20 protein-coding genes are annotated in these 24,260 nt (G+C 46.3%); 2 read left to right on the forward strand and 18 right to left on the reverse strand.

What is annotated here, in order from left to right; translation table 11 throughout:
• Position 1 precedes the first annotated feature (1 nt).
• Together H8704_RS10860 and H8704_RS10865 are read left to right on the forward strand one after the other, a co-directional pair.
• The gene (locus H8704_RS10860; RefSeq protein WP_249298280.1) at positions 2-820 is read left to right on the forward strand and encodes a phosphatidylserine decarboxylase; all 819 of its coding nucleotides are present in this window, start codon (positions 2-4) and stop codon (positions 818-820) included.
• Positions 804-1,460 carry a phosphatase PAP2 family protein gene (locus H8704_RS10865; RefSeq protein ID WP_249298281.1) on the forward strand — a complete coding sequence of 219 codons (657 nt, stop codon included), beginning with the start codon at positions 804-806 and terminating at the stop codon, positions 1,458-1,460. The genes H8704_RS10860 and H8704_RS10865 overlap by 17 nt, the downstream gene beginning before the upstream one ends.
• A 32-nt stretch (positions 1,461-1,492) precedes the next feature.
• Here the strand turns inward: H8704_RS10865 and metG are convergent, their stop codons facing one another.
• From metG to atpG, 18 genes are all read right to left on the reverse strand, one after another.
• Entirely contained in the window at positions 1,493-3,472 is a 1,980-nt protein-coding gene (gene metG, locus H8704_RS10870; RefSeq protein WP_118677533.1) for a methionine--tRNA ligase, read from the reverse strand.
• Positions 3,473-3,629: 157 nt separating this feature from the next.
• Entirely contained in the window at positions 3,630-5,078 is a 1,449-nt protein-coding gene (locus tag H8704_RS10875) for a nicotinate phosphoribosyltransferase (protein ID WP_249298302.1), read from the reverse strand.
• A gap of 117 nt (positions 5,079-5,195) precedes the next feature.
• Positions 5,196-5,714 (reverse strand): cysteine hydrolase family protein, encoded by a 519-nt coding sequence (locus H8704_RS10880; RefSeq protein ID WP_022464318.1) that lies wholly within the window; start codon positions 5,712-5,714, stop codon positions 5,196-5,198.
• Positions 5,699-6,487: an NUDIX hydrolase gene (locus H8704_RS10885; RefSeq protein ID WP_249298282.1), complete on the reverse strand. Its 789-nt coding sequence runs from the start codon at positions 6,485-6,487 to the stop codon at positions 5,699-5,701. Before H8704_RS10885 ends, H8704_RS10880 begins: the two co-directional genes overlap by 16 nt.
• A gap of 185 nt (positions 6,488-6,672) precedes the next feature.
• Positions 6,673-7,611, reverse strand: coding sequence for an L-lactate dehydrogenase (locus tag H8704_RS10890; RefSeq protein ID WP_249298283.1), 939 nt, complete (start codon positions 7,609-7,611; stop codon positions 6,673-6,675).
• Positions 7,612-7,859: 248 nt separating this feature from the next.
• Complete coding sequence (locus tag H8704_RS10895; protein WP_118677601.1) at positions 7,860-8,207, reverse strand: zinc ribbon domain-containing protein; 348 nt, start codon at positions 8,205-8,207, stop codon at positions 7,860-7,862.
• Positions 8,208-8,355: 148 nt separating this feature from the next.
• Positions 8,356-8,805 carry an Lrp/AsnC family transcriptional regulator gene (locus H8704_RS10900; protein ID WP_118677539.1) on the reverse strand — a complete coding sequence of 150 codons (450 nt, stop codon included), beginning with the start codon at positions 8,803-8,805 and terminating at the stop codon, positions 8,356-8,358.
• A 163-nt stretch (positions 8,806-8,968) separates the two neighbouring features.
• Positions 8,969-10,375, reverse strand: coding sequence for a C40 family peptidase (locus H8704_RS10905; RefSeq protein ID WP_249298284.1), 1,407 nt, complete (start codon positions 10,373-10,375; stop codon positions 8,969-8,971).
• Positions 10,376-10,695: 320 nt separating this feature from the next.
• On the reverse strand, positions 10,696-11,463 hold the full coding sequence (locus H8704_RS10910; protein ID WP_249298285.1) for a transporter substrate-binding domain-containing protein: 768 nt from the start codon (positions 11,461-11,463) through the stop codon (positions 10,696-10,698).
• 31 nt (positions 11,464-11,494) lie between these two features.
• Complete coding sequence (locus H8704_RS10915) at positions 11,495-12,745, reverse strand: sensor domain-containing diguanylate cyclase (protein ID WP_249298286.1); 1,251 nt, start codon at positions 12,743-12,745, stop codon at positions 11,495-11,497.
• Positions 12,746-12,798: 53 nt separating this feature from the next.
• Entirely contained in the window at positions 12,799-13,785 is a 987-nt protein-coding gene (locus H8704_RS10920) for a DUF975 family protein (RefSeq protein WP_249298287.1), read from the reverse strand.
• Between the two features lie 271 nt (positions 13,786-14,056).
• The gene (locus H8704_RS10925; protein WP_249298288.1) at positions 14,057-15,181 is read right to left on the reverse strand and encodes a glycoside hydrolase family 5 protein; all 1,125 of its coding nucleotides are present in this window, start codon (positions 15,179-15,181) and stop codon (positions 14,057-14,059) included.
• A gap of 69 nt (positions 15,182-15,250) precedes the next feature.
• On the reverse strand, positions 15,251-16,285 hold the full coding sequence (locus H8704_RS10930) for a tRNA dihydrouridine synthase (protein ID WP_249298289.1): 1,035 nt from the start codon (positions 16,283-16,285) through the stop codon (positions 15,251-15,253).
• A gap of 69 nt (positions 16,286-16,354) precedes the next feature.
• Positions 16,355-18,826, reverse strand: a complete 2,472-nt coding sequence (locus tag H8704_RS10935; RefSeq protein ID WP_249298290.1) for an ATP-binding cassette domain-containing protein — start codon at positions 18,824-18,826, stop codon at positions 16,355-16,357.
• A gap of 44 nt (positions 18,827-18,870) precedes the next feature.
• Positions 18,871-21,270, reverse strand: a complete 2,400-nt coding sequence (locus H8704_RS10940) for an ABC transporter ATP-binding protein/permease (protein ID WP_249298291.1) — start codon at positions 21,268-21,270, stop codon at positions 18,871-18,873.
• A gap of 192 nt (positions 21,271-21,462) precedes the next feature.
• Positions 21,463-21,870, reverse strand: a complete 408-nt coding sequence (locus tag H8704_RS10945; RefSeq protein WP_118677553.1) for a F0F1 ATP synthase subunit epsilon — start codon at positions 21,868-21,870, stop codon at positions 21,463-21,465.
• Positions 21,871-21,881: 11 nt separating this feature from the next.
• Entirely contained in the window at positions 21,882-23,285 is a 1,404-nt protein-coding gene (gene atpD, locus H8704_RS10950; RefSeq protein ID WP_022464304.1) for a F0F1 ATP synthase subunit beta, read from the reverse strand.
• Positions 23,286-23,378: 93 nt separating this feature from the next.
• The gene (atpG, locus tag H8704_RS10955; RefSeq protein ID WP_022464303.1) at positions 23,379-24,257 is read right to left on the reverse strand and encodes an ATP synthase F1 subunit gamma; all 879 of its coding nucleotides are present in this window, start codon (positions 24,255-24,257) and stop codon (positions 23,379-23,381) included.
• Positions 24,258-24,260: the final 3 nt, after the last annotated feature.

Consider the following 24,260-nt stretch of genomic DNA (forward strand, 5'->3'; position numbering starts at 1 on the left):
TATGAATACACTTCATTTTCTTTATCATACAACACCGGGCAGACTGCTTCTAAAGCCCCTGACGGCGCCTGCATTATCAAGGGCCTGCGGTGCTTTTCTGGATTCAAAGCTGTCCCATTTTCTGGTCAGACCATTTGCACGTCATAATCGGATCAGGCTGTCTGACTATGAAATGGACAATGTTCAAAGCTTTAACGATTTCTTCTCCCGAAAGATCCGGGATGGACTCCGTCCCATCGACCGGGATCCGGAACATCTGATCGCCCCGTGCGACGGCCTTATATCAGTCTGGCCGGTTCAGGGAGACACCGTGCTTCCCATTAAGCAGAGTCACTACACATTACCGTCCCTGCTGCACAGCAAGAAGCTGGCAGCCCGCTATCAGGGTGGATACTGTCTTGTCTTTCGCCTTTGCGTTGACCATTACCACCGCTACTGCTACGTGGACTCCGGACCTAAAAGCAAAAATTTTTTTATCCCCGGCGTACTGCATACGGTGCGCCCCGTTGCGTTGGAACAGGTACCCGTTTTCACAGAAAACAGCCGGGAATACACCTTGATCCGGACCTCCCATTTCGGTACTGTGACCCAGATGGAGGTGGGCGCTATGCTGGTGGGACGCATTGTAAATCACGAGAATGAGGGAACTGCTGTCCGCGGTAAAGAAAAGGGATTTTTTCAATATGGCGGCTCCACGATCATTCTGCTGATCGAACCGGATCAGGTGCGGATCCGTCAGGATCTTTTAACGCATTCTCTGTCAGGCAGGGAAACCACAGTAAAAATGGGAGAGGTGATCGGACATGCAAAGCAGGCTTAAATCATTGATACCAAAATATGCCATTCTCCCGCTGGGGCTGGCTCTTCTGGTCAACACCTGCGTCTATACCGGAGTGGGGCAGCTACGCCACTTTCTGACCTTTTCCTCCTGGGAGACTTCTTTTGATAAAGCCCTTCCCTTTGTTGCTCCTTTTGTGTTTTTTTATATTCTGGCTTTTGTACAATGGGGTGTCAGTTATATTCTCATTGCCAGAGACAGCCGGGAGCTGTGCTATCGTTTTGCCATCAGTAATATCTACGCCAAAATAATCTGTCTTTTCTTTTTTCTGCTGTTCCCAACCACGCTCACCCGTCCGGAAATCTCCGGAACCGATCTGTGCAGCCGTCTGGTACAGCTAATCTACACTATTGATGCACCGGTCAATCTTTTTCCGTCCATTCACTGTCTGGAAAGCTGGGCATGTATTCGTGCCGCCTTTCTCTTAAAAAAATCAAACCGCACCTACAAAATTATTACGATCTTGATGTCTTTGGGCGTCTTTGCTTCGACCCTGCTGATCAAGCAGCATGTGATCGTTGATGTTTTCGGAGGAATTCTGGTGTTTGAGGTGGGATTCCGGATTGCGGGAAGGATTCTGAATACCAGAGGACAATGCAAAAAGGGAGCTGCCACACCATGACAGCTCCCTTTTCACTCTATATGATTTAATTTTTAACAGATCTCCGCACCTGCCGGCATCTCTTTCTCCGGTGTTACCAGTGCCAGATTGCCGTCCGCATCCTCTGCGCAAAGAAGCATTCCCTCAGACAAAACTCCGGCCAGCTTCGCAGGCTTTAAGTTTACCAGAACCATAACCTTCTTGCCCACCATCTCCTCTGCGGAGTAGTGCTGCTTGATTCCGGATACGATCTGCTTGACCTCGCTGCCGATACGCACCTGGGAGCACAGAAGCTTCTTGGACTTCTTTACTTCCTCGCAGGCAATGATCTCGCCTACCTGGAACTGCATCTTCGTGAAATCGTCAAAGGTGATCTCCGGCTTCGCCTCAATGTCGATAACATTTTCCGGAACACCGCCGCCGTTGGCTGCCGCCTGTGCCTTCTGAATCTCCTCCGCCTTCACTTTTACCTCGTCCATATCAAGACGGGCAAATAAAATCTCCGGCTTCTCTGTTACCTTTGTACCGTTTACATAACCGCCGAAATGATCCATCTCCTCCAACGGACGCTTTGCCGCACCGATCTGGGCGAGGATACGGTCTGTCGTATCCGGCATAAAGGACTCCAACAGGCTTGCACCAATGGTAATGCTTTCCAGAAGATTATAAAGCACTGTAGAAAGACGGTCCTTTTTCGCCTCATCCTTTCCAAGGATCCAAGGCTCTGTCTCGTCAATATATTTGTTACATCTCTTAAAGATGGTGAATACCTCTGTGATGGCATCAGCTACACGGAGCTTATCCATTTTCTCCTCCACCTTCTTTGGTGCTGCCAGTACCACGGCCTTCAGATCATCATCTACCACCTCTGTAACACCCTTATCCTCTGCAACACCGCCAAGATATTTATTGGTCATAGAGATAGTACGGTTTACCAGATTTCCCAGTGTATTGGCAAGGTCAGAGTTCATACGCTCTACCATAAGCTCCCATGTGATGACGCCGTCATTCTCAAACGGCATCTCGTGAAGTACGAAATAACGGACAGCATCTACACCAAACATATCTACAAGATCGTCTGCATAGATTACATTTCCTTTGGATTTACTCATCTTGCCATCGCCCTGCAGCAGCCACGGATGACCAAATACCTGCTTCGGCAGCGGCTCACCCAGAGCCATGAGAATGATCGGCCAGTAAATTGTATGGAAACGGATAATATCCTTTCCGATCAGATGGAGATCTGCCGGCCAGAACTTCTTATAAAGATCCTCTCCATTCTCATCGAGGCGGTCCTCTCCGTCCACATCATAACCGAGACCGGTGATATAGTTGCTGAGCGCATCAAGCCATACATATACTACATGATCCGGATCGAAATCTACCGGGATACCCCATTTGAAAGAGGTTCTGGATACACACAGATCCTGCAGTCCCGGAAGAAGGAAGTTGTTCATCATCTCATTTTTGCGGGACTCCGGCTGAATAAACTCCGGATGTGTATTGATATGCTCGATCAGCCGGTCTGCATATTTGCTGAGCTTCAGGAAATATGCCTCCTCCTTTGCCGGCTGGCATGGACGTCCGCAGTCCGGACACTTTCCATCCACCAGCTGGGACTGTGTAAAGAAGGACTCGCAAGGTGTACAGTACATGCCCTCATAAAATCCCTTATAAATGTCGCCCTGATCATAAAGCTTTTTGAAGATCTTCTGTACCTGCTTCTCATGATCCTCGTCCGTCGTACGGATAAAACGGTCATAAGACGTATTCATCAGATCCCAGATCGTCTTGATCTGCCCGGAAACATCATCTACGAATTTCTTTGGTGTGATTCCGGCTTCCTCTGCCTTCAACTCGATCTTCTGGCCATGCTCATCCGTTCCTGTCTGAAAACGTACATCATATCCCTGCTGTCTCTTGAAACGCACGATACTGTCTGCCAGAACGGCTTCATATGTGTTACCGATATGTGGTTTTCCTGACGTATACGCAATCGCGGTTGTCAGATAAAATCTCTTTTTCTCTGCCATCTGCTGTCCCTCTTTTCCTAATTTTCTAATTTATTATTGCCTGTCATGACTTCTTCGATACGAAATGTATCCGTTTTTCTGTAAGCTTGCTTCTTTGTCATTTTGCCGACAATAACCCTATCTTATTTACTTTAGTATTCCTCCCCCGATTTGTCAACTATTTCTGTACCTCATAAAGCAGCTCCATCTTCATATCATAATAATCTGGTGTCATATCCAGATAGTGCACATGAGGATTTTCAAAACGCTGCTCCTCCGGCCACATCTCCTCCTTCATCTGCTCCTTGACATAGGCACGGATCTCCTCCAGAGACGGCTGCTTATAAACCAGCTTTCCGTCCTTAAAGATCGGCACCTGAAGCTCCTTTCCCGTGCAGTTATCAAAGGTACGCTGACGCCATGGAGCAACCGGATCCACATAGCGGAACGGCTTGGTGAGATCTATTTCCTCATCATACTTGCCGATAAGATCCGCTACCGCCTTCCCTGTCTCATCATAGATACGATAAACCTTTTTCAGCCCCGGATTCGTGATCTTCTCCACATTTTCCGAAACTTTGATCCTTGGCTGATATACGCCATCACGCTTTACGGCAGATATCTTATAAACAGCTCCAAAGACCGGCTCACTCTTGGAAGTGATCAGACGCTCCCCCACGCCAAAGCTGTCAATACGACCCCCCTGATCGATCAGGGAAGAGATCGTGTACTCATCAAGACTGTTGGAGGCTACGATCTGGCAGTCTGTGAGCCCGGCCTCATCCAGCATTTTCCGGGTCTTTTTGGAAAGGTACGCCAGGTCACCGCTGTCAATGCGCACGCCCTTAAGACGCTTGCCCATCGGCTCCAGCACCTCTTTGGCAATCCGAATCGCATTCGGTACGCCGCTCTTTAATACATCGTAGGTATCAATGAGAAGCACCGTTCCATCCGGGTATGTCTCCGCATACTTCTTAAATGCCGTGTACTCGTCCTCATAGTACATTACCCAGCTGTGCGCCATAGTTCCGCCTACCGGAATCCCAAACATTTCTCCGGAGAGCACTGTCGCCGTTCCATTGACACCGCCAATATATGCAGCCCTGGCACCATATACTGCCGCATCCATATTGTGGGCACGTCTGGCACCAAAATCAGAGACAGCTCTGCCCTGCGCCGCCCGGACGATACGGCTTGCCTTCGTTGCTACCAGGGACTGATGATTGACCTGCAAGAGCACTGCCGTCTCCACAAGCTGCGCATCAATCAGTGGTGCTACGATCGTCAGGATCGGCTCATTCGGATACATGATCGTCCCCTCCGGGAATGCATAGAGATCTCCTTCAAACCTGAAATTCCGCAGATACTCCAGAAAATCCTCCTCAAAGATCTTTTGCTCCCGCAGATACGCAATATCATCATCATCAAAATGAAGATCCTGAATATATTCTATGATCTGCTCCAGTCCCGCAAAAATGGAATATCCGCCGCCATCCGGATTTTTGCGGTAAAATACATCAAATGCCACACGGGTATCTCTGTCCTGCTCCCGAAAATATCCGTTGCTCATAGTCAGCTCATAAAAATCCATTACCATTGTCAAATTGCGTTTGTCAAACTGCTTCATTGTCATCACGACCTTTCTATATCACCATGTCCTTCTTTATGGACACTTTCCTTCTTCAACCGGTGTCACGGATTACTCCCTTGCTGTTTATATTTCACCTTTGCCAATGCAAAATTGTTACACTATCTTTACCTGACATGACCGCATGGTCGCCAGTGCCGTCTCGTGGCTCTCCGGTGTCACCCCGGCACAGCAGCAGCTATCCACAGTTAATGGTGTCTCCGGAAGCCATGCCTTTGTTCCAAGTACATTGGATACCACACAGATATCTGTACACAGCCCCACAAACTCGATCTCATCCGGATTCCATTTTGCCAGCTCCTCCATCAAACGGCGGCTTCCAAAGGTCGGCTTCTCGTATTTCTCTGCCTCCTTTGCCAGTTCGTCAATCTCATCCGCAAGCTCCCAGCCCCATGTTCCATGGATACAATGCTTTACCGGCAGATTTCGTCCTTCCTGTGTCTCCAGATAATTCTCCTCGTGGGTATCATATGTATATACTACCCTGTCTCCATTTTTCTGATACTCCTTGATCTTCGCTACGACTGCCGGCACGATCGCCTGTGCTTCCTTCGTGCCCAGACTGCCGGAAATAAAATCGTTCTGCATATCCACTACAACTAACACCTTACCCATACCTGATCACCTCTCTGTTTTGCTTTTCCAATATCCTTTTTGCGATACATACACGCCGGGCGGTTCGAGCTTTTTGTCTCCTTTTCTTCGGTCTTTTCCAAACGGTCCACAATCCCCCTGCGGAAATTGGACTTGTGAAGCTTACGTCCCAGGATCGCCTCGTAAATCGACTGGAGCTGTGTCAATGTAAATTTCTCTCCCGCCAGTTCAAAAGCGATATCCGTGTACTCCACCTTGTTTCTCAGCCTCTGCAGTGCCGTCTTAATAACCTTCTCGTGGTCAAAGGCAATGCTCTCCTCTGTCAGTGTTACTCCCTTTGCCAGAAGAATCAGGCTGTCATCCTCCTGCGTCTTTATGGTAAACCATTTTACATTTGCCGCATCATCTCCTGCCACCGGATGAAGCTTATCCTTGGATACCAATGCCATATATGCCACAGAGATTACACGCATCCTCGGATCTCTGTCCACATCTCCAAAGGTAAAGAGCTGCTCCATATAAATGTCCGACAGGCCGGTCTCCTCCTTCAGCTCCCTTGCAGCCGCCTCTTCCAAAGATTCATTCATTTCCACAAAGCCTCCAGGAAGTGCCCACTTTCCCAGATAAGGATGACCTCCTCTCTCGATCATCAACAGCTCCAGAGAATAATCTCTCTCCGGATTAACTGTAAAGATCAGCATATCTACTGTAACGGCCGGCTTCTCGTAGCGGTCCGGATCATACTGCCTTAAAAATTCCGTCTCTGTCATCCCGTTTTGATCCCGTGCGTCCAATTATATTCTCTCCTTCCTTTTCGCTATACTCATTTTGAGAATTGTTTCATAGGCAATATTATACTCTTTTGGAGTATTATGTCAAGTCTTTTTTATACTAACAGCCCCGGGTTGGAATGACATATTTTGTCATTCCAACCCGGGGCTGTTGATCATTTTATAAAATTCTATCGTCGTCTGCTCCTTTACATACACTCATCCAGCACGTTTCCCAGCACACGGATCGACTCCTGAAGCTGCTCCTCTTCCTTTTCATCCAGTTCAATCTGAATGATCTGCTCCAGTCCCTGACTTCCCACGATCGCCGGCAGACTCAGTGCCATATCACTGGCTCCATACTGCCCTTCCACAACACCGGATACCGTCAGAATCGAATGTTCATTCCGCATAATACACTCACAGATACGCCTCACTGCCATTGCCACGCCAAAGTATGTGGCCTTTTTACTCTCGATGATCTTATACGCACTGTCCTTCACCTGATCATAGATCCGTTCCGTGTCTTCATGATATTCGTCCGGCTGGCACATATCATAAAAATCCTTCAGATCAATTCCCGACACATTGGCGCTGCTAAATACCGCGAGCTCACTGTCTCCATGCTCTCCGATAATAAACGCATGGACGCTTCTTGCATCCACCCCCAGCTCATTTCCCAGCATACATTTCAGCCGCGCCGTGTCAAGCACTGTGCCGGAGCCCATTACCCGATGCCTTGGCAATCCGGAGAATTTCCACGCCGCATAGGTAAGAATGTCCACCGGATTTGACACAACCAAAAGGATACCTTCCACCTTCCTTGCTGCGATCTCCCCCATGATCTGACGGTAAATCTCGATATTTTTGTGAACCAGATCCAGCCTCGACTCCTCCGGCTTCTGATTACATCCCGCAGTGACAATGATAATGGCACTGTCTGCAATATCATCATAATCACCTGCATGAATATGGATCGGCATGGCAAACGGCATACCGTGCATAATATCCATTGCCTCTCCCTCTGCCTTTTTCCGGTCCACATCAAGCAGTACCATCTCCGAAAACAGACCTCTCTGCATAATGGAAAATGCCGTCGCTGCTCCCACATATCCACATCCGATAATTGCGACTTTTCTATTATTCATATTTCTAACCAGCCCTTTCTATCTGTCCACAAAATAGTACAGACATACATTTTAATCCCGGCAGCTTCAAAATCTGCCGGACACTTCAAAGCAAGATTATTATTTCCCGAAATATAAATAATATGATTGTTTCTTTTAAATCAAAAAAACAATCAGAAATATTTTAAAAATACTTCCGATTGTTTTCTGTGCAAGATATTATGATGCAAGGATCAAGCCAAACGTCCGGTTTCACCTATGCCGTCTTACTACTCTATCCTTGCACCGCATTTGCTGCAGAATGCTGCCCCATCAGGAATCACAGCGCCACACTGAGGACAACTGCTGCCACCCTGAATCCGCACCACCTCGTCCTTAAGGTCTGCGATCTCATTCAAAAGTGTGCTGATATTTGCCATCTGCTCATCTGCCACTTCGCCTTCCTTGTGCATATCATAGTAGCGTTTTCCCAGAGCTATATACTCTTTATTTAACGCATCCTCTTTGGACTTAATATCCAGCTTCAGTTTTGCCACTCCGGATACTTCCTTTGCCTTCTGGCTTACATCTCTGCCTGCTGTCGTCAGAGTCTCCTTCATACTGTCAAAAAATGCCATAATCATTACCTCCTGTAATCCTGTGAAAAATGCTTCCGGCATCTCCGGAAGCATTTCAAACCAATACATTTCTGCTAAACATCTATTATTATATACAAATATTCAAAAAAATCAATGTTCCATTTATACAAGGAAGGCTTCTGTGGTTCTAGCCCATAATTAACCCACGATGCTCCACAGAGGTAGAGAATACGATCAATGTGTTGGTTCTGCCATACTCCTGCAGCTCCCCAATAAACTGATCCAGCTCCGCCGTGCTGTGAAACAGCACCTCCAAAAGCATAGAATAGTCTCCTGTGACACAGTTACATTCCACCACATTTTTACATTCTTTAATAAACGGATAAAACTGCTTCTTATCCTGTGGCGTCACCTCCAGATTGATAAACGCTTTAATATGATATCCCATTACCTGAGGATTGATCTGTGCATGAAAACCTTCGATGTATCCTTTCTTCATCAGTGTATCAATACGGGCAGAGACAGCAGGCGATGACAGATATACTCTCTCGGCGATCTCCTTCAACGGTACCCTGGCATTTTTCTGCAGCATTTTTAAAATTTCGTAATCAATATGGTCTAATTCATTTCTTTTCATTTCGTAAACCTCCCATCCTGTTCAGTCCGGCATTTTGTACTTTACTTATTTTGGTACTTTACTTTATTTTTTTGTGTATAAATGCACAAAACGGCATAGTTTTTATAAAACTACGCCGTTGTATAAATAAAATATAGCATATTCTGTTAATTTTGTCAATTCATCAGCCAACGATACGTCTTGCACATGCCGGCTGGTTGTAATACATACTGGATGTAGTAATACCTGTACGTGCTGACTGTGCGTGTACAACACGTCCACCGCCAATGTACATTGCAACGTGGCCAATACTGCTGCCGTGCTTGTAGAAGATCAGATCTCCCGGCTGTACACTGGAAAGACTTACGCTGCGTCCACATCCTGCCTGTGATGCTGAGGAATGTGGGAGACTATAACCATACTGGGCATATATTGTCATAGTAAAACCAGAACAATCTGCACCACCTGTCAGGCTGGTACCACCCCATCTATATGGGTTTCCTACGAATTTCTGTGCATAGCTTGCAATATCAGATCCGGTAGATCCACTTGCAGATGCTGTATATCCGGAACGGCTGGAACTACTTGAACTGCTGCTGGAGCTTCTCCGTGAGCTTGAACTGCTGTATGATCTGCTGCTGGAACTACTTCCATAGCTGCTTCTGGAAGAGGAGCTGCTGGAAGAGGAGCTGCTGGAAGAAGAACTGCTGGAAGCACGGGATGCTGCAAGTGCTGCAAGTCTCTGTCTCTCTGCTCTCTTGGCTGCAAGCTTTCTGCGATGCTCTGCCTTAATCTCTGCCATAGACTTTGCATGCTTAAATCTTACATGAAGTGTTACATATTCTTTACGAACATATCCTTTGGTATCACCATCAATCTCAATCTTGTACCAGTGATCGGTAGACTTCAATACATCGTAATTCTCCTCGATCGGAATCTGTGTCAGGATCTTTGATTTGATGTCTGCTTTCTTACGAACATTCAATGTGACTACTGTAGTCTTAACACGAACATATTTCTGACCGTATTTGCCGATCATCTTCTTGGCATTGTCTCCAATCGCCAGATAACTTTTCTTAATATATCCTGTTACATTGCCGGAACGGATCTTTGCCCAGCCATTCTTTACCTTTAATACATCAGCCGAGCAGCCCTTATAAAGTCTGCCGACAATCTTGCTGTGTGTGTTTGGCTTTCTGCGGACATGAACATAGTCACTGGCTGTAGAAATCGCCTTCACATCCATATCTGTGATCAGCCCCTTGTCCACACGCTTTGGTGAATCGTCCTTCTTTGGAGCTTTCTTTACCTCCTTCGCCGGCTCTGCCGTTACTTCCGCTGTGGTCTCCGGTGTAGCAGATACGGATGACTCCGTTGCTGTCTGTGCCGGCTGGGACACAGATGAATTTATGATCGAATCCTTATTGTTAGATGAAAACTTATCCAGCGAAAGTGAAATGCCTGCCATATTTAATTCACGACAGATATTCGCTGCTGTAGGAACGACAAATGTTACTGCAAAACCAGCAACCAGTGTCGCCGTAAGACCTAAACAAACCGCTTTCCTTTTCAATCTTCTCGACTTTAACATACCAAAAATCCTTTCTGTAAATCGTACTTCTCAATAATTTCTATGTTTTCCTTATTCTGTATAAAGTTTTGTGTCTGATAAATTATTACATAATTGTTACACGTTATTAACAATTATAGTAACACTGCTCTAATTTGTCAACCAGCATTTTGTGAAAATTTTAAGAAATTATTACATATTTCTGTGCACATTAACTGGAAAAAGCAAAAAAGCTCTGCCTCCGCAAGAGACAAAGCTTTCTACCTATGTAGATATTTTACCATATATTTCCAAATTTACAATTTGTTCTACCCTTGTGGTCATATATGTCCACTGTTTCGTTACTTACGCACAACGACTACCTGCGTGGCTTTCATATAAGGCTCTGTAAAATCTACACTTTTCTTCCTTTCGTCGGTAATGGTCATCGCAGCCACACCCACGTCTGCCATCTTCCTCTCAACATTTGCGACAACAGAATCAAAGGCGGTATCCGTAATTTCCAGCCTGCGGCCCAGTTTGTCACAGACCGCCTTCATAATATCCACATCAATGCCGACAATATCACCGGAATCCAGTTTGCTTTCATATGGTGGAAACTCCGCATTTGTTACCATGACCAGCTCTTTCCGGCCGGACTTCTTTTTGCCGGTCTCATATGCCGTCTGCGTTTCTCCATCCTGAAGCCATGCCTTTACAATCTTACCGAGTGTTCCATCATCCTTCAACTCCTGCAGCGCCTGATCGATCTGCCCTAAAAGCTCCCGCTCGTCCTTATTGACAGCAATGCCGTATTCTTCCTCCGCATATGGTTCGGATAAAATTTCCACATCATCAAACCGCTCTGCAAAAACCTTTGCCGGGGCATCGTCGATCATTACCGCATCCACAACACCCTTTCGCAATGCTTTTACTGCATCAAGACCTTTGTTAAATCTTTTTATTTGTGCCCCTTCGATGTCACTCACATAAATATCGCCTGTTGTTTTCATCTGTACGCCAATGGATTTATTTTTGAGATCATCCAAAGAATGTACTGTATTTTTCTTTTTTCCACAGCCTCCTAATATCAATACGCATACCATCAGCAGCATAATTACTTTTTTCATACAGATCTCCATTCCTTTCTCAGCCCGCTGACTATATTACAATCTGGTCTCTTCCACCATTTTTGCCTACATACAGCTTCTCATCCGCTCTCTTGACAACCTTTTCATAAGACTCTGCCGGTGTGCTTTCCGTGACACCAAAGGTCATAGTAACCTGTATATCCGTACCACCATAATTTACTACCAGATCCCGGATACTTTGCTGCAAAGCTTCTACCCGTTCCCTTGCTTCGGTCAGATCCAGGCAATAGATTGCCAGAAACTCCTCGCCGCCCCAACGGCTGGCAAAACCTTCTTCTCCGACGCTGTTCCTGATAGCTGCGGATACCTCGATCAAAACCTGATCTCCTGCTGCGTGGCCAAATGTGTCATTGATCCGCTTAAAAAAGTCAATATCACACATTACCGCCGTATATACTGCTTTTTGTTCTACCAGAGCCGCCATCATATGGTTGCCGCTCCGCCGGTTATACAAAGAAGTGAGGGCATCCATTTCCACAAGCTTCTGTAGATTGCTTCTCATCTTATCTGCATAAATACCAATATCTCCAAGTTCATCCTTTCGCTTACGGATCCTCTCATCCAGTATTTCTCCCAGAGTTCCCTCTGAGATCGTCTGAAGAAAATGATTTATGGAGTTAATATCTGTAAGAACTCCTGCAGAATACCTACGGGTACACAGAACTGCCACAAAAACTGCCACGACAGAAAATCCCAAAAACCATGACAGGATCCGTAAAATCTTATGATACACGGTACTTCTCCTTTTGCCGGCAAAGACCATCCCCACAACAGAGTTGTCATCATTTTTTAGTGCCTTATAATACCCTATATATTTAGTCCCATTAACTCCCACTTTATCCGAGAAATAATCCTGTCCTGTAGCAAGCACCACATCACCAACTGTCTGCTCCGCTTTTGTACCTGCTGCCGATATCCCATCCTCATCCTCCACCGTCGTGATCACACGGGTGTCACCCCAGAAAATGGTAGTGTCAATATGAGACTTTTCCCGCACCCTGTAGAGCATAGTGGAATCTGTGATGTTTAAATCTCCTTTCAGTAATCGCCCATCCTCATACTTATAATCGCCTCTGACGGTGAGATCCAGACATTCCACCATCATATTGGTGGTGGCTGCCAGCTCATCCCGGATACTCTGACAGTAGAAGTGATAAAACATCATCGCTCCAAAGAGCAATACAAATATTGACAGGATCACTGTGGGAAGGGTCACCATTAAAATCAGACTATGCCTGATTCCTCGTCTGGCTTTTCCCATGCACTCCCCCCTTTCATACCTTCTAACAACCTTTCAGATACCTGATTCGGTCATTACTTATCAGAAAAATAACTCTGGTCGTAACCGCTCTGGCCATTTTGTGCCTGATCTGCGCTTCCCTGATTGTTGTAGCCGGTCTGGTCATAACCGGTCTGTGTATAATTCCCCTGATCATAGCTGTCCCGGCCTGTAGTACCCTGATTGCTGTAGCCGGTCTGATCATAGCTGTCCCAGCCTGTAGTATCCTGATTGCTGTAGCCAGTCTGTGTATAACCATCCTGAGCATAGCCGGTCTGGCTGTAGCCGCCCTGATCATAACCACCGTTACCATAGCTGTCCTGACCACTCAGTCTGTGATATAATGCAGCATCTGTCGCATTCATATAAGGTGAAGTCCAGAATATAAATACAAGTCCCATCGTGATCGCACCAAGAAGTGCCCATCCGATAAAGGACAGATCCAGCACAAAGGCTGCCCATTTATTACCGTTCATCATCTGTTTGCTTTGTGCAAATACCTCGCTGCTGCTCATCTCCGGATGCTCAGCCAGAAGATATGGCACCATACGGTATTCATAACTCTTTACAATTCCCGGGATCACAAAGAGCAGACTCCACAGTCCCACAAATAAGTCCCGTAAGAAACAGGTCTTTACACAGTTCCAGTAATTACCGGTAAAGCTGGTTACAAGTGTTCCGAACTCCGGTTCGCCGTTCATACTCTGACTGAAAAATCCCTTGCATCCTACAACCAGCACATTCAAAGCGAATATCCTGATCGCAAACGCCAGAAGCAGGATCACCAGTACTGCAATAGAAGCCACCATCACTGCCATGGGATTAATGCCGCTCAACACTCCCGATACATCCACATTTCCGGTTGACGCACTCTGAGAATTTTTCACACCATTTCTGCCGGCACTTGTCGCTCCTCCTGTAATTGCCGATAAAATCAATGAAACCAGCACCAGCTTCCAATAATACATCTTTACAGTCGCTTTTCCTCTGGATTTCAATTCTTCCCTTGTCCATGTTATCATCTGTTACCTCTTTCTGCGCCTTTTGCGCTATGAATTTGTTTATATTATATAATATACAGCCCGTCTTAGACAACTGATTTTTTACATTTCATTCATAGTTTATTAAAATTCTTTCATAAAATTCACAAAATATTTTTTAAAAAGGTATTGCATTTTTCGGTAATATATTATAACGTATAAAGGAAGAGTTAACTTTACATATTATCTTTTATTTGTTTCCCCTTTATAAAGAGGTCACCCACTTCCCCCGGGTGACCTCCATTTTTTTGTCCTATTTCGTTTTGTTAAAATACCACTTGCCTGCTGCTGACAGATCGCCGTTTGTCCAGCCGCTCGTTTTGCTGCAGGTGCTGGCGATCAGCGCAGAAGATTCGTTCTTATTACACAGACTCCACGCAGTATAGCTGATATTGTACCGGTCCAGCAGACGCAGCCATTGATTGCCGGAGGCCTTGTCAAGCGCACCGTTTCCTGATGCATCACAGATACTGAACTCAGTCACCATCACCGGCAGACCTTTTTTGTGTGCTGTCTTCAGTTTTTCCTGATTCCATTCTTTATGCGTCCCGGCATAGAAATGAAGGGCATACATAAGATTCTTTCCCTTCAGTGGGCTCTGCGCCACAACATCCACATCCTGGGACCAGGTTGGTGTTCCAATCACGATCACGGCATTTTTGCTGTGTTTCCGAATGGTCTTTACAATGGTCTTTGCATAAGGTTTGATCTGCTTATTCCAGGTGACATTACCGTTTGGCTCATTACAAATCTCATATATGACATTCTTCTGACCGCCGTATTTCTTCGACATCTTCGTGAAGAATTTCTTTGCTTCCGACTTATGCTGATTTGGATTGCCGTCATTGAGGATATGCCAGTCGATGATCACATACATTCCAAGCTCCGTCGCATATTTCACGCCCTCCCGGACCTTGTTCACTGCATCCGGACCATATCCCTCAGACTTATTGGTGTACATTGCCAGACGGATCGTATTGATGCCATAGTTGTCCCGAAGTGTCTGGAATGCGTCCTTATTGACATACTGCGGAAACCATGCAATGCCGTGGGTGCTGACACCCTTCAACCGGAACTTCGCACCATGGCTGTCCTTCAGATCCGTTCCGGATACATGAAGCGCCCCATGCTGTTTCACCGGAGTGACCCCTGCTGCCTGTGCTGTTCCGGTCAGCTCATCACTTACCGTTCCCGTAACATCTGCCGCCACAGACGCAACTGTGCCTGACTGACTCTTCTTCTCTGCCGGATTTCTACCGGAAATTTCTGCCAGAACCGCTCCCGTCAAACCGACAACAATAACAATAAACGCAGCCGCCATAAATATCTTTCCAATATGGCTTTTCATTTGATTCATTTTCTCTTTCATCTGACTCATTTACTCCTCCATTCCAATACTGTTTCGCGTAGCAGGATATCGCGGAAATATCATATAGCAAAGACTTGTTTACAACGGATCAATCTCCGGAAACACTTCCCTCATCAGACGTTGATATCCATCCAGACGCTGCACCTTATGCACCTTCTTGCGAAGCTTTTTGCCATCCGGCATGCTGTCTGCCAGAAAGTCCCACAGCTCCTTCATCTTAAAAAGCACCGGCTGACCGGGTCCATACGCTTCGCAGTATGCCTTGCAAAGCGCATTGGCATATGCGCCGATCCGGTTGAGCCTTTCTTTTTCGGACAAATTTCTCATCCCGCCGGCTCCGGACATGTTTTGCGGCCCATTCCCCGCACCTTCATCTGACGAGGGAGCAGTTTGTTCTTTGCCATACGCCTCTCTCTCCCGTATTTGCAACGCTAACTCCGGATGAGCCAGAAGCCCCCGTCCGATCATAACACGGGTCACCTCCGGAAAACGGGCACAAATCCGGTCATAATCCTCCAGAGAACAGATATCACCATTGTAGCACAACGGCATGTTACAGCGCTGCACCGCTTCCGCAAACATATCCAGATTTGGTGTATTTTTGTAATAATCCTTTTGCACCCGCGGATGAATGATCAGCTCCTCCACCGGATACTGATTATAAATATCAATGATCTCCGGAAATTCCTCCGGATCATCCACTCCTAATCTTGTTTTGATGGATATTTTCAGCGGACATTCCCGGTAGATTTCCTCCAGAAACCGGTCAAGCGCCACGGTTCTTGCCAGAAAACCGGATCCCTTCCCCTTAGAAACCACAGTCCGGGCCGGACAGCCCAGATTCAGATTAACCGTATCGTAGCCCAGGTCCGCCATCTGCCCGGCTACCCGCAAAAACTCTTCCGCACGGTTGCTCATAATCTGCGGAATGAGACATCCCACCTGATTATTCTCCGGCAGGATGTCTCTCATCTCCTTATTTCTCAGACGTTTGCTGTCTGTCGCTGTAATGAAGGGAGTGAAATAGCGGTCAATCCCTCCATAATATTTTTCAAAAACATTCCGGAATACATATCCGGTAATACTCTCTAAGGGTGCAAAATACACCTGCATGACAGTTCTCCATTCTATTATAAATATCGTTCCTATTTCAGTCATGCTGTGGCACCGGACCGCTTCTTTCTACTGTACCAGCTGTGCCGGTGGTGTATGAAGTATCTTCCGGACCGGAAGTATACTGACTATAATGTTGACAGTAAACATAGCAAGGATCAACAATGCCGCCATCCACCATGGGAACAGGAGATAAATCTCCAGCGACGGAATTGAGGTGATAAATTTGATGACTCCACTGGTGATCAGGATGGCAGGAATACATGTGTACGCTGTCATCATGACCATCTCCAGCATATATGCCTTGAGAATACTTCCCGGCGAAATACCGATCAGCCGGTAAACTGTCAATTCTTCGCTTCGTGCCATTGCATTTGACTTTATAGTAAAATATATCATAATCAGTGATAATACTGCAACTGCTATTGTCACAATATATCCGGCATTCAGGCCGCTTTCCTTCTGCTCCTTCTGATATTCCTCGATCTGAAGCTGTGCATTACTCTGTGCCCGCACTTTGAAATAATCCTTATAGTCTTTACCTTTTTTCTCAAAACAGGCTATGGTTCCCTCTACATCATCGGTATATACCTGAAACTGCTTGGCATTTACCACATAAGCCATACGGATCTCCTCACATTTGTCCTTCGGAATCACATACTCCGCACCACTGTCCAACGGACATTTCCCTACGATCTTACATGTATCCAGTCCAAGCTTCTGCTCTGCCTGACCCGTGATCATCTCACCACTCTGCCATCTTTTCTGGTGCTCGTAGTCCTGATACTGATTTTCGTCCACAAGGATCTGATTTCCCTTCAGCTTCACATCTCCATATTCTTCCGGATACGTCTGGCGCAGCTCCTCATCCGACATAATCTTTTTGTCTCCGTAATTCATTCCGAAGGCTACATACGGACTCACATAAACAGAGGGCTCTCCTGTGTCAGATACACCTACAATCTCCAGCTCAAGATTTGAAATTGTGGTAATGACCTTTAAACCCAGCAAAGACTCTTCCTTGTTGTAAAGAGACGCTACAACGCTTCCGGACTTTTGGAAGGTAGATAAGAGCCACTTGTCAATCACAAGCTCTTTCCGGTTCTTTGGCAGACGTCCGCATACCAGATCCTCCTCCTTCAGCTCACTGTAATCTACCGCTGAAAAATTATCAATTTTAGCATTGACCTGTTTCAACTGACGGAAGCCGTCATAGCTCAGGTTTAATGTTCCCTGTTGCAATGCGTTATATTTGATATCGGAAGTCAGCGTTTCCTGACAATATTTTTCTACTGCCTTAGACACCTCGCTGTCATCCCCGTTTGCCGGCTCCAACTGTACCGTCACATAATGCGAATCCTGCGTCACGACCTCCTGCTTGTTGATGTCATGCTGCATCATAAAATCTGCAAGTGCAAGCACCAGCAGAACAGAGGTTGCCAAAAGGATCCCCACGATAAAACGATGTTTTTTCCCAAGCATTCTTATGTTTTCGCAGGCAAGCTTCCAGATCTGTCCCACAGGCAGCCCCATACTCCGTCCTGCCTTGAGTTTTGGCAAATGATAAGATATTTCCTCCATCTGGCTCTGATCCAGCTTTGGACGGCTTGCATCCCGCATTACACAGCCGGATTCCTCTCCTGTCAGCACCAGCTCCACATTGTCCTCTGTCTGAATGTAAAGCTTTCCGTCCTTCCATGCCAGATTGATGTGAAGCTTTCCATCCGGCTGCCCCTCCGGATCATCCCGATGGAATTTTTCCCGGTACAAGGACAGGTCGATAAAATCTTCCTCTACCCTCTGCCGCTCCATGTCTTTCAGATAAATATCGGAATCATCAATTTTCTGATAGCCGCCGCTTGGATCATTGGCATAATCCCGCTTGATCTCTCCATCCTTAATTTCAATGATACGGTCAGCAAAAAATTTAGCGATCGCCTTCTCATGAGAAACTAAAATCACAAGGCATTCTTTTGAAATACTTTTCAGGATGCTCATGGTTTTCAGCGTATTTTCCTCATCCAGATTGCCCGTAGGCTCATCCGCCAGAATGATCTCCGGCGACTTCACAAGAGCTCTTGCAATGGAAACTCTCTGCTGCTGTCCTCCGGAAAGCTGCGAGATGCGCTTCTTTTTGTAGCGCGACATCCCCAATGCCTCCAAAACATAATCCACACGCTCATCTTTCTGCTCCTCCGTCAGATCAAATACATTCAGAGCCAGCTTCACATTGTATGCTACCGTATAATCCTGCAGCAGATAATAATTCTGGAAAATATAACCAAATTTCTGGTTTCGGAGACGTTCGATCTTGTTCTGCTCATACTTTCGAAGCACCACATCATCAACCTTGACTGTGCCGCTTTTGAAGGTATCCAGTCCTCCAATGGTGTTCAGCAGAGTGGTCTTTCCTGATCCGCTCTCTCCCAGAATACACACAAGCCCCCGGTCCCCCAGCTCCAGACTGACCTCTTTTAATACATGGTTTTCATTGGACTTGCCTTTATTAAAATATTTATCGAGTTTTTCTATTTTTATCATTTCTTATTCCTCCATTCTGTCCCCGTTTAATGACCGGAACCGACTTATTCCTGTCTCAACGTACGATTAAAAAAGAATACCGTCAAAAACAGCAGGACCGCATTATATACGATAAACAGAACAAAGCCTATGATTCCGTAATAAAACATCATATTGCGGATAAAGGATACACCTGTCTGCTGCAGAATCACCATAATGATCGCTGTAACGATCACCGCTGCAATACAGTGAATTCCCATTTCCAGATACGTGATCCTGCCCATCTGCCTGCGCCTCATTCCTATAAAACGCAATACACTGTAATCCTTTTTCTTAATCTTCAAAATGGAGCGAATGATCAGGATCTGCAAGATTGCAAGTGCGATCAGGATCAGAGTGGAGATTCCAATAACCTCCAGTCTTTTATATACCTTTTCCTGTACATATTTTGTGGCACTTACCTGATATGTGCTGATGGCATCATAACCCATATCCTGCAGCTCCCGAAGCACCTTATCGGTTTTGCTGTAATTTGCAATATACACACTTGCCTGTGTGGTTCCGATATTGTAATAATCCCTCAGCTTCTGGTAAATCTCCGGGCTGACCTCGATAAAATCTCCTCCCTGCTGACTGAAATCTTCGGCATATTCAATATCTATCGAGATACGATTGGCTTTTTGGGATGTTTCCTCCGAATCTGTTTCCAGACCGGCTGCTTTCATATTCTGATCGATCTCATCCGCCTGCGCACCGGCCGTATCGTTACCGGATTCTTCCTTTTCTATATGAAGAACTCCCTGCTGCCCCGAAAATGCCATTTTCAGATCACTCGGAACAAGTCCATAACCGGTGGATGGTATGATATAGTTCTCTGAAACACGCACCTGATTGTCTTTGAGATCATCGGCAACAACGACATACACCGGTTTCATGGTCCCATAATATTTCTCATATCTCATGTCCCAGCAAAACTCTCCCCACACCACGAACTTATCCATACCATATGTCAACATCTGGCAAAGCTCCGGATGAAAATACACCTGTCTTGTATTGTCCTTTAATATCCCCACGATCTTCAGATCCTGAAAGCAGCTTTCTCCCTCTTTCCACAAATTTTCGGATGAAAAATAGCACCGGATCTGACTGTTCAGCTTCTTTTTGTCTGTGGTATACAGCACGATCTCATTTCGTTCCTTCGGAAGGCGGCCTGATGCCAGATCCGACTTGGTGATCGCCGTGGAGGATTTCATAAAATGTGTTTTGTCCAACAAGCGGATTCCCTGATTCTTTTCTTCCTCTGTCATACCATCGTTATCCACATTTGTAATCTGCTTATCCTGACTGCCGTGAGTCTTTTCGTAATCCTTATCCTCTTCTATGTAATAATTGATATCATTGGCATAATCGCAAAGATCTGTCATGGTTACATATTTTACACCGGCGATTGCCGCCTGATCCTTCTCGGTCAATACACTGTTGTCCGGATGACGCACTACCAGACGGGTATCATTTTTCTGCAGATAAGCATCACTGTTATACTCCTTTGTGATTCTGTCATCCCGATACACCAACAACTCCCCGATAAACAGGAATGACACTACTGCCGTGATCAGAAAAAAGGTAAAGAACAGTCCCGCTCTTGCCTTCTGCATTTTGATATTTTTTAACGCAAAAAAATTCTCCAGATGCTTTTTTTTCGTTTTTTCTCCTGAGTTGCTTTTAATTTCACCTTCGGAGGGATTCTGGTGGTCCTGATCCACATTTTCATCCCGCTTATTCACAGGAACATCAGTTACCACCTCTCCATCGTGAAGCCGGATTCTTCTGGTAACATACGGTTCCGCCTGATCATAATTGTGCGTTACCATGATCACCAGTTTCTCATGGGATAACCGCTCCAGAATCTCCACAATCTGTTCTCCCGTCTCACTGTCCAGATTGCCGGTCGGCTCATCTGCCACAATGATATCGGTATTCTTTGCCAGCGCTCTGGCAATCGAAAGCCTCTGCTTCTGTCCGCTGGAAAGCTGTGATGCTCTCTGCGCCGCCTGCTCCGTCAGACCTACCTGCTCCAGATAAGCCATTGCCTCTTCCTTCGAACTTTCCGGGTCCTTTCCCTGGATCACCAATGCCGCAAGAATATTATCCAGTGCCGTATAGTGATTGATCAGACTGTAATCCTGAAACACAAATCCGATCTTATTGCGCCGGTACTCCTCCCAATCCTGATCATCATATTGGAAGGTCGGCTCTCCCCGGAAGTACATTTCTCCTTCATCAAAAGGAAGCATTCCACTGATCACGTTCAAAAGAGTGGATTTTCCTCCTCCACTCTCTCCGGTGATCGCCACAAACTCTCCCATGGAAAATTCCAGATTGATCTTACGCAGTGCCTGCGTGACAGATGTATCGGAATAATAATATTTGCTGATATTCTGCAGCCGCAATATCGTCTCTGCCATATCGTTTCTCCTTTCGTCCATTTCGCTACATCAATCCTATCATAGAAAAAAGCAAAAAAAATCACTGCAAATTTCATAAAATTTACAGTGATTTTTTCAGTTGCACGAATTATTGAATCAAAATTACACGAATTATTCAATCTTTTTTATTCGTATCTCTCTTAAATTCTTACAAATTTCTTAAGATTTTATTTAATGCTTTCCGGCAAGATCAATTCGGATCAATGCCTTCTTCAGTGCAAGCTCTGCACGGACCATATCTACCTCTTTGGAACCGCTTGTCAGCCTGCGTTCTGCACGTTCCTTCGCTTTCCGGGCACGGTTGGCATCGATCTCATCCGGCCATTCGCATGACTCCGCCAGCACAGTGACCTTGTCCTTCTGGATCTGCACGAAACCATCATGAAGCGCTGCCTCCCGGACATTTCCGTCCGTCTTGATCCGCAGCACACCCGGCTCCAGGATCGTCGTCAGCGGAATATGCCCCGCCAGCACACCGATCTCGCCCTCTGTGGTCTTCATCTCTACCATATCCACAGCTTCATTAAAAAACACACGGGTCGGAGAGATGATCTGCAAATGAAATGTTTTTTCAGCCATCTAAGCCCCCCTTATTTGGATGCCGAAGCTGCACGCTCTACGACGTCATCAATACTGCCGGCATTCAGGAAATAGCTCTCCGGAATCGCATCATGCTTACCATCCAGAATCTCCTGGAAACCACGGATTGTCTCAGATACCGGTACATATTTGCCGGGAAGTCCTGTAAACTGTTCTGCTACATGGAACGGCTGTGACAGGAATCTCTGTACCTTTCTTGCACGGTTTACTACCAGCTTATCCTCCTCGGAAAGCTCGTCCATACCAAGAATGGCGATAATATCCTGCAGCTCCTTATATCTCTGAAGAAGCTCCTGTACGCTTCTGGCTACCCGGTAATGCTCCTCTCCTACGATATGCGGATCAAGGATACGCGATGTGGACTCCAGCGGATCTACTGCCGGATAAATACCCAGCTCTGCGATGGAACGCGCCAGTACAGTTGTTGCATCCAGATGTGCAAAGGTATTGGCCGGAGCAGGGTCTGTTAAGTCATCGGCAGGCACATATACAGCCTGTACCGAAGTGATAGATCCCTTTTTGGTAGATGTGATACGCTCCTGCAGCGCACCCATCTCGGTCTGCAGTGTCGGCTGATAACCTACGGCACTAGGCATACGTCCAAGAAGTGCTGACACCTCAGAACCAGCCTGTGTAAAACGGAAAATATTATCAATGAACAAGAGGACATCCTTACCGGAACGGTCACGGAAATTCTCTGCCATAGTAAGTCCTGTCAGACCTACACGCATACGCGCTCCAGGCGGCTCATTCATCTGACCGAATACCATGGTGGTCTTGTCAATAACACCGGACTCGATCATCTCATAATAAAGATCGTTACCCTCACGGGTACGCTCTCCTACACCGGTAAACACAGAATATCCACCATGCTCCTGCGCGATATTTGTGATCAGCTCCTGGATCAGTACGGTCTTACCTACACCGGCACCTCCAAAGAGACCGATCTTACCACCCTTCTGATATGGACACAGAAGATCAACGACCTTAATACCTGTCTCAAGAATCTCTGTGGCTGTAGACTGCTCCTCAAAGGATGGTGCTTTTCTATGAATTGGATCATACTGTACGTCCGTTGGTGCCGGCTTCTCATCGATCGGCTCACCCAGTACGTTAAACATACGTCCCAGCGTTGCCTCACCAACCGGTACACTGATCGGACCGCCGGTAGCTTCCGCTGTCATACCACGCTTTAATCCATCAGTAGGACCCATGGCGATACAACGCACGGTGTCATCTCCCAGATGCTGTGCCACCTCAACCACCAGCTTTTTCCCATCTTCCAATGGGACATTTACTGCATCGTTGATCTCAGGCAGTCCACCCTCTGGGAATTTGATATCAAGGACGGCACCAATAATCTGCGTCAGCTTACCTGTCTTTAAATCTGCCATCTTTCTTATCTCACTCCTTTTTACTATATTTCTGCTGTACTTTGCCTATCCTTCAGCAAGGTACTGTTTCAATCATTTTTTCATTTCTTATCATTACTGAATCGCCGAAGCACCGGCAATGATCTCTGTCAGCTCCTGTGTAATAGACGCCTGACGGGCACGGTTATAACGCAGGGACAGATCACTGATCATATCCTCCGCGTTGCTCGTTGCAGAATCCATCGCCTGCATGCGGGCTCCATTCTCGCTGGCATACGCCTCGGTCAGACCGCCAAAGATCAGACTGTTGATATACTTTGGCACAATGGCGTCCAAAGCCTCCTCTGCCGCCGGCTCATAATTCATCAGCGTAATGCGCTCCAGCGGATCAGCCGCCTCCTCGCTCTCCGATGTAATATCGTCTGCATCGATCGGCAGAAGCTTTACCATTGTCGGAATCTGTACCACAGTGTTTTTGAATATGGTGTAAACCAGATAGATCTCACCAATATTGCCCATGGTAAACTGGCTGAGGACATCTTTTCCCACAGCAATCGCATCATCATACATAGGACCATTCATGGCTTCCGAATAATCATTTACGATCTCATATCCCAGATGCTCCAGTGCGTCACGGCCCTTGGTTCCCACGGAAAAAATCTTTGTATTGTCCGGGGTAAAACGATCATCCTTGGAGATCATTTTGACAATGTTGGAATTGTAACCACCTGCCAGTCCACGGTTGGATGACACAACGATCACAGCCTTCTTGTCCGACGTTCCTTTCTGCAGGAAAGGATGAGACATCTGTCCGGACTTTGCGATCATTCCGGCTACCGTCTCATACATCGTATCAAAATACGGCTTGGATTCCTCGGCATTCTGCTTTGCCTTGGTCAGCTTAACCGAAGACACCAGCTTCATTGCCTTAGTGATCTGCTCCGTACTCTGTACGCTCTCCTTCCTCCGTTTAATATCTCTCATAGAGGCCATATG

The sequence above is a fragment of the Jutongia huaianensis genome (assembly GCF_014384985.1).
Classification (GTDB): Bacteria; Bacillota; Clostridia; order Lachnospirales; family Lachnospiraceae; genus Jutongia; species Jutongia huaianensis.

Excerpts from the sequence above, each read along its gene's own strand:
- H8704_RS10890 (WP_249298283.1), bottom strand. The coding sequence starts at position 7,611 with ATGAATAATAGAAAAGTCGCAATTATCGGATGTGGATATGTGGGAGCA.
- H8704_RS10880 (WP_022464318.1), bottom strand. The coding sequence starts at position 5,714 with ATGGGTAAGGTGTTAGTTGTAGTGGATATGCAGAACGATTTTATTTCC.
- H8704_RS10865 (WP_249298281.1), top strand. The coding sequence starts at position 804 with ATGCAAAGCAGGCTTAAATCATTGATACCAAAATATGCCATTCTCCCG.
- H8704_RS10910 (WP_249298285.1), bottom strand. The coding sequence starts at position 11,463 with ATGAAAAAAGTAATTATGCTGCTGATGGTATGCGTATTGATATTAGGA.
- atpG (WP_022464303.1), bottom strand. The coding sequence starts at position 24,257 with ATGGCCTCTATGAGAGATATTAAACGGAGGAAGGAGAGCGTACAGAGT.
- H8704_RS10895 (WP_118677601.1), bottom strand. The coding sequence starts at position 8,207 with ATGGCATTTTTTGACAGTATGAAGGAGACTCTGACGACAGCAGGCAGA.
- H8704_RS10860 (WP_249298280.1), top strand. The coding sequence starts at position 2 with ATGAATACACTTCATTTTCTTTATCATACAACACCGGGCAGACTGCTT.
- H8704_RS10905 (WP_249298284.1), bottom strand. The coding sequence starts at position 10,375 with ATGTTAAAGTCGAGAAGATTGAAAAGGAAAGCGGTTTGTTTAGGTCTT.
- atpD (WP_022464304.1), bottom strand. The coding sequence starts at position 23,285 with ATGGCAGATTTAAAGACAGGTAAGCTGACGCAGATTATTGGTGCCGTC.
- H8704_RS10920 (WP_249298287.1), bottom strand. The coding sequence starts at position 13,785 with ATGATAACATGGACAAGGGAAGAATTGAAATCCAGAGGAAAAGCGACT.
- H8704_RS10915 (WP_249298286.1), bottom strand. The coding sequence starts at position 12,745 with ATGGGAAAAGCCAGACGAGGAATCAGGCATAGTCTGATTTTAATGGTG.
- H8704_RS10930 (WP_249298289.1), bottom strand. The coding sequence starts at position 16,285 with ATGCAGGTGTATTTTGCACCCTTAGAGAGTATTACCGGATATGTATTC.
- H8704_RS10925 (WP_249298288.1), bottom strand. The coding sequence starts at position 15,181 with ATGAGTCAGATGAAAGAGAAAATGAATCAAATGAAAAGCCATATTGGA.
- metG (WP_118677533.1), bottom strand. The coding sequence starts at position 3,472 with ATGGCAGAGAAAAAGAGATTTTATCTGACAACCGCGATTGCGTATACG.
- H8704_RS10900 (WP_118677539.1), bottom strand. The coding sequence starts at position 8,805 with ATGAAAAGAAATGAATTAGACCATATTGATTACGAAATTTTAAAAATG.
- H8704_RS10945 (WP_118677553.1), bottom strand. The coding sequence starts at position 21,870 with ATGGCTGAAAAAACATTTCATTTGCAGATCATCTCTCCGACCCGTGTG.
- H8704_RS10875 (WP_249298302.1), bottom strand. The coding sequence starts at position 5,078 with ATGAAGCAGTTTGACAAACGCAATTTGACAATGGTAATGGATTTTTAT.
- H8704_RS10935 (WP_249298290.1), bottom strand. The coding sequence starts at position 18,826 with ATGATAAAAATAGAAAAACTCGATAAATATTTTAATAAAGGCAAGTCC.
- H8704_RS10940 (WP_249298291.1), bottom strand. The coding sequence starts at position 21,270 with ATGGCAGAGACGATATTGCGGCTGCAGAATATCAGCAAATATTATTAT.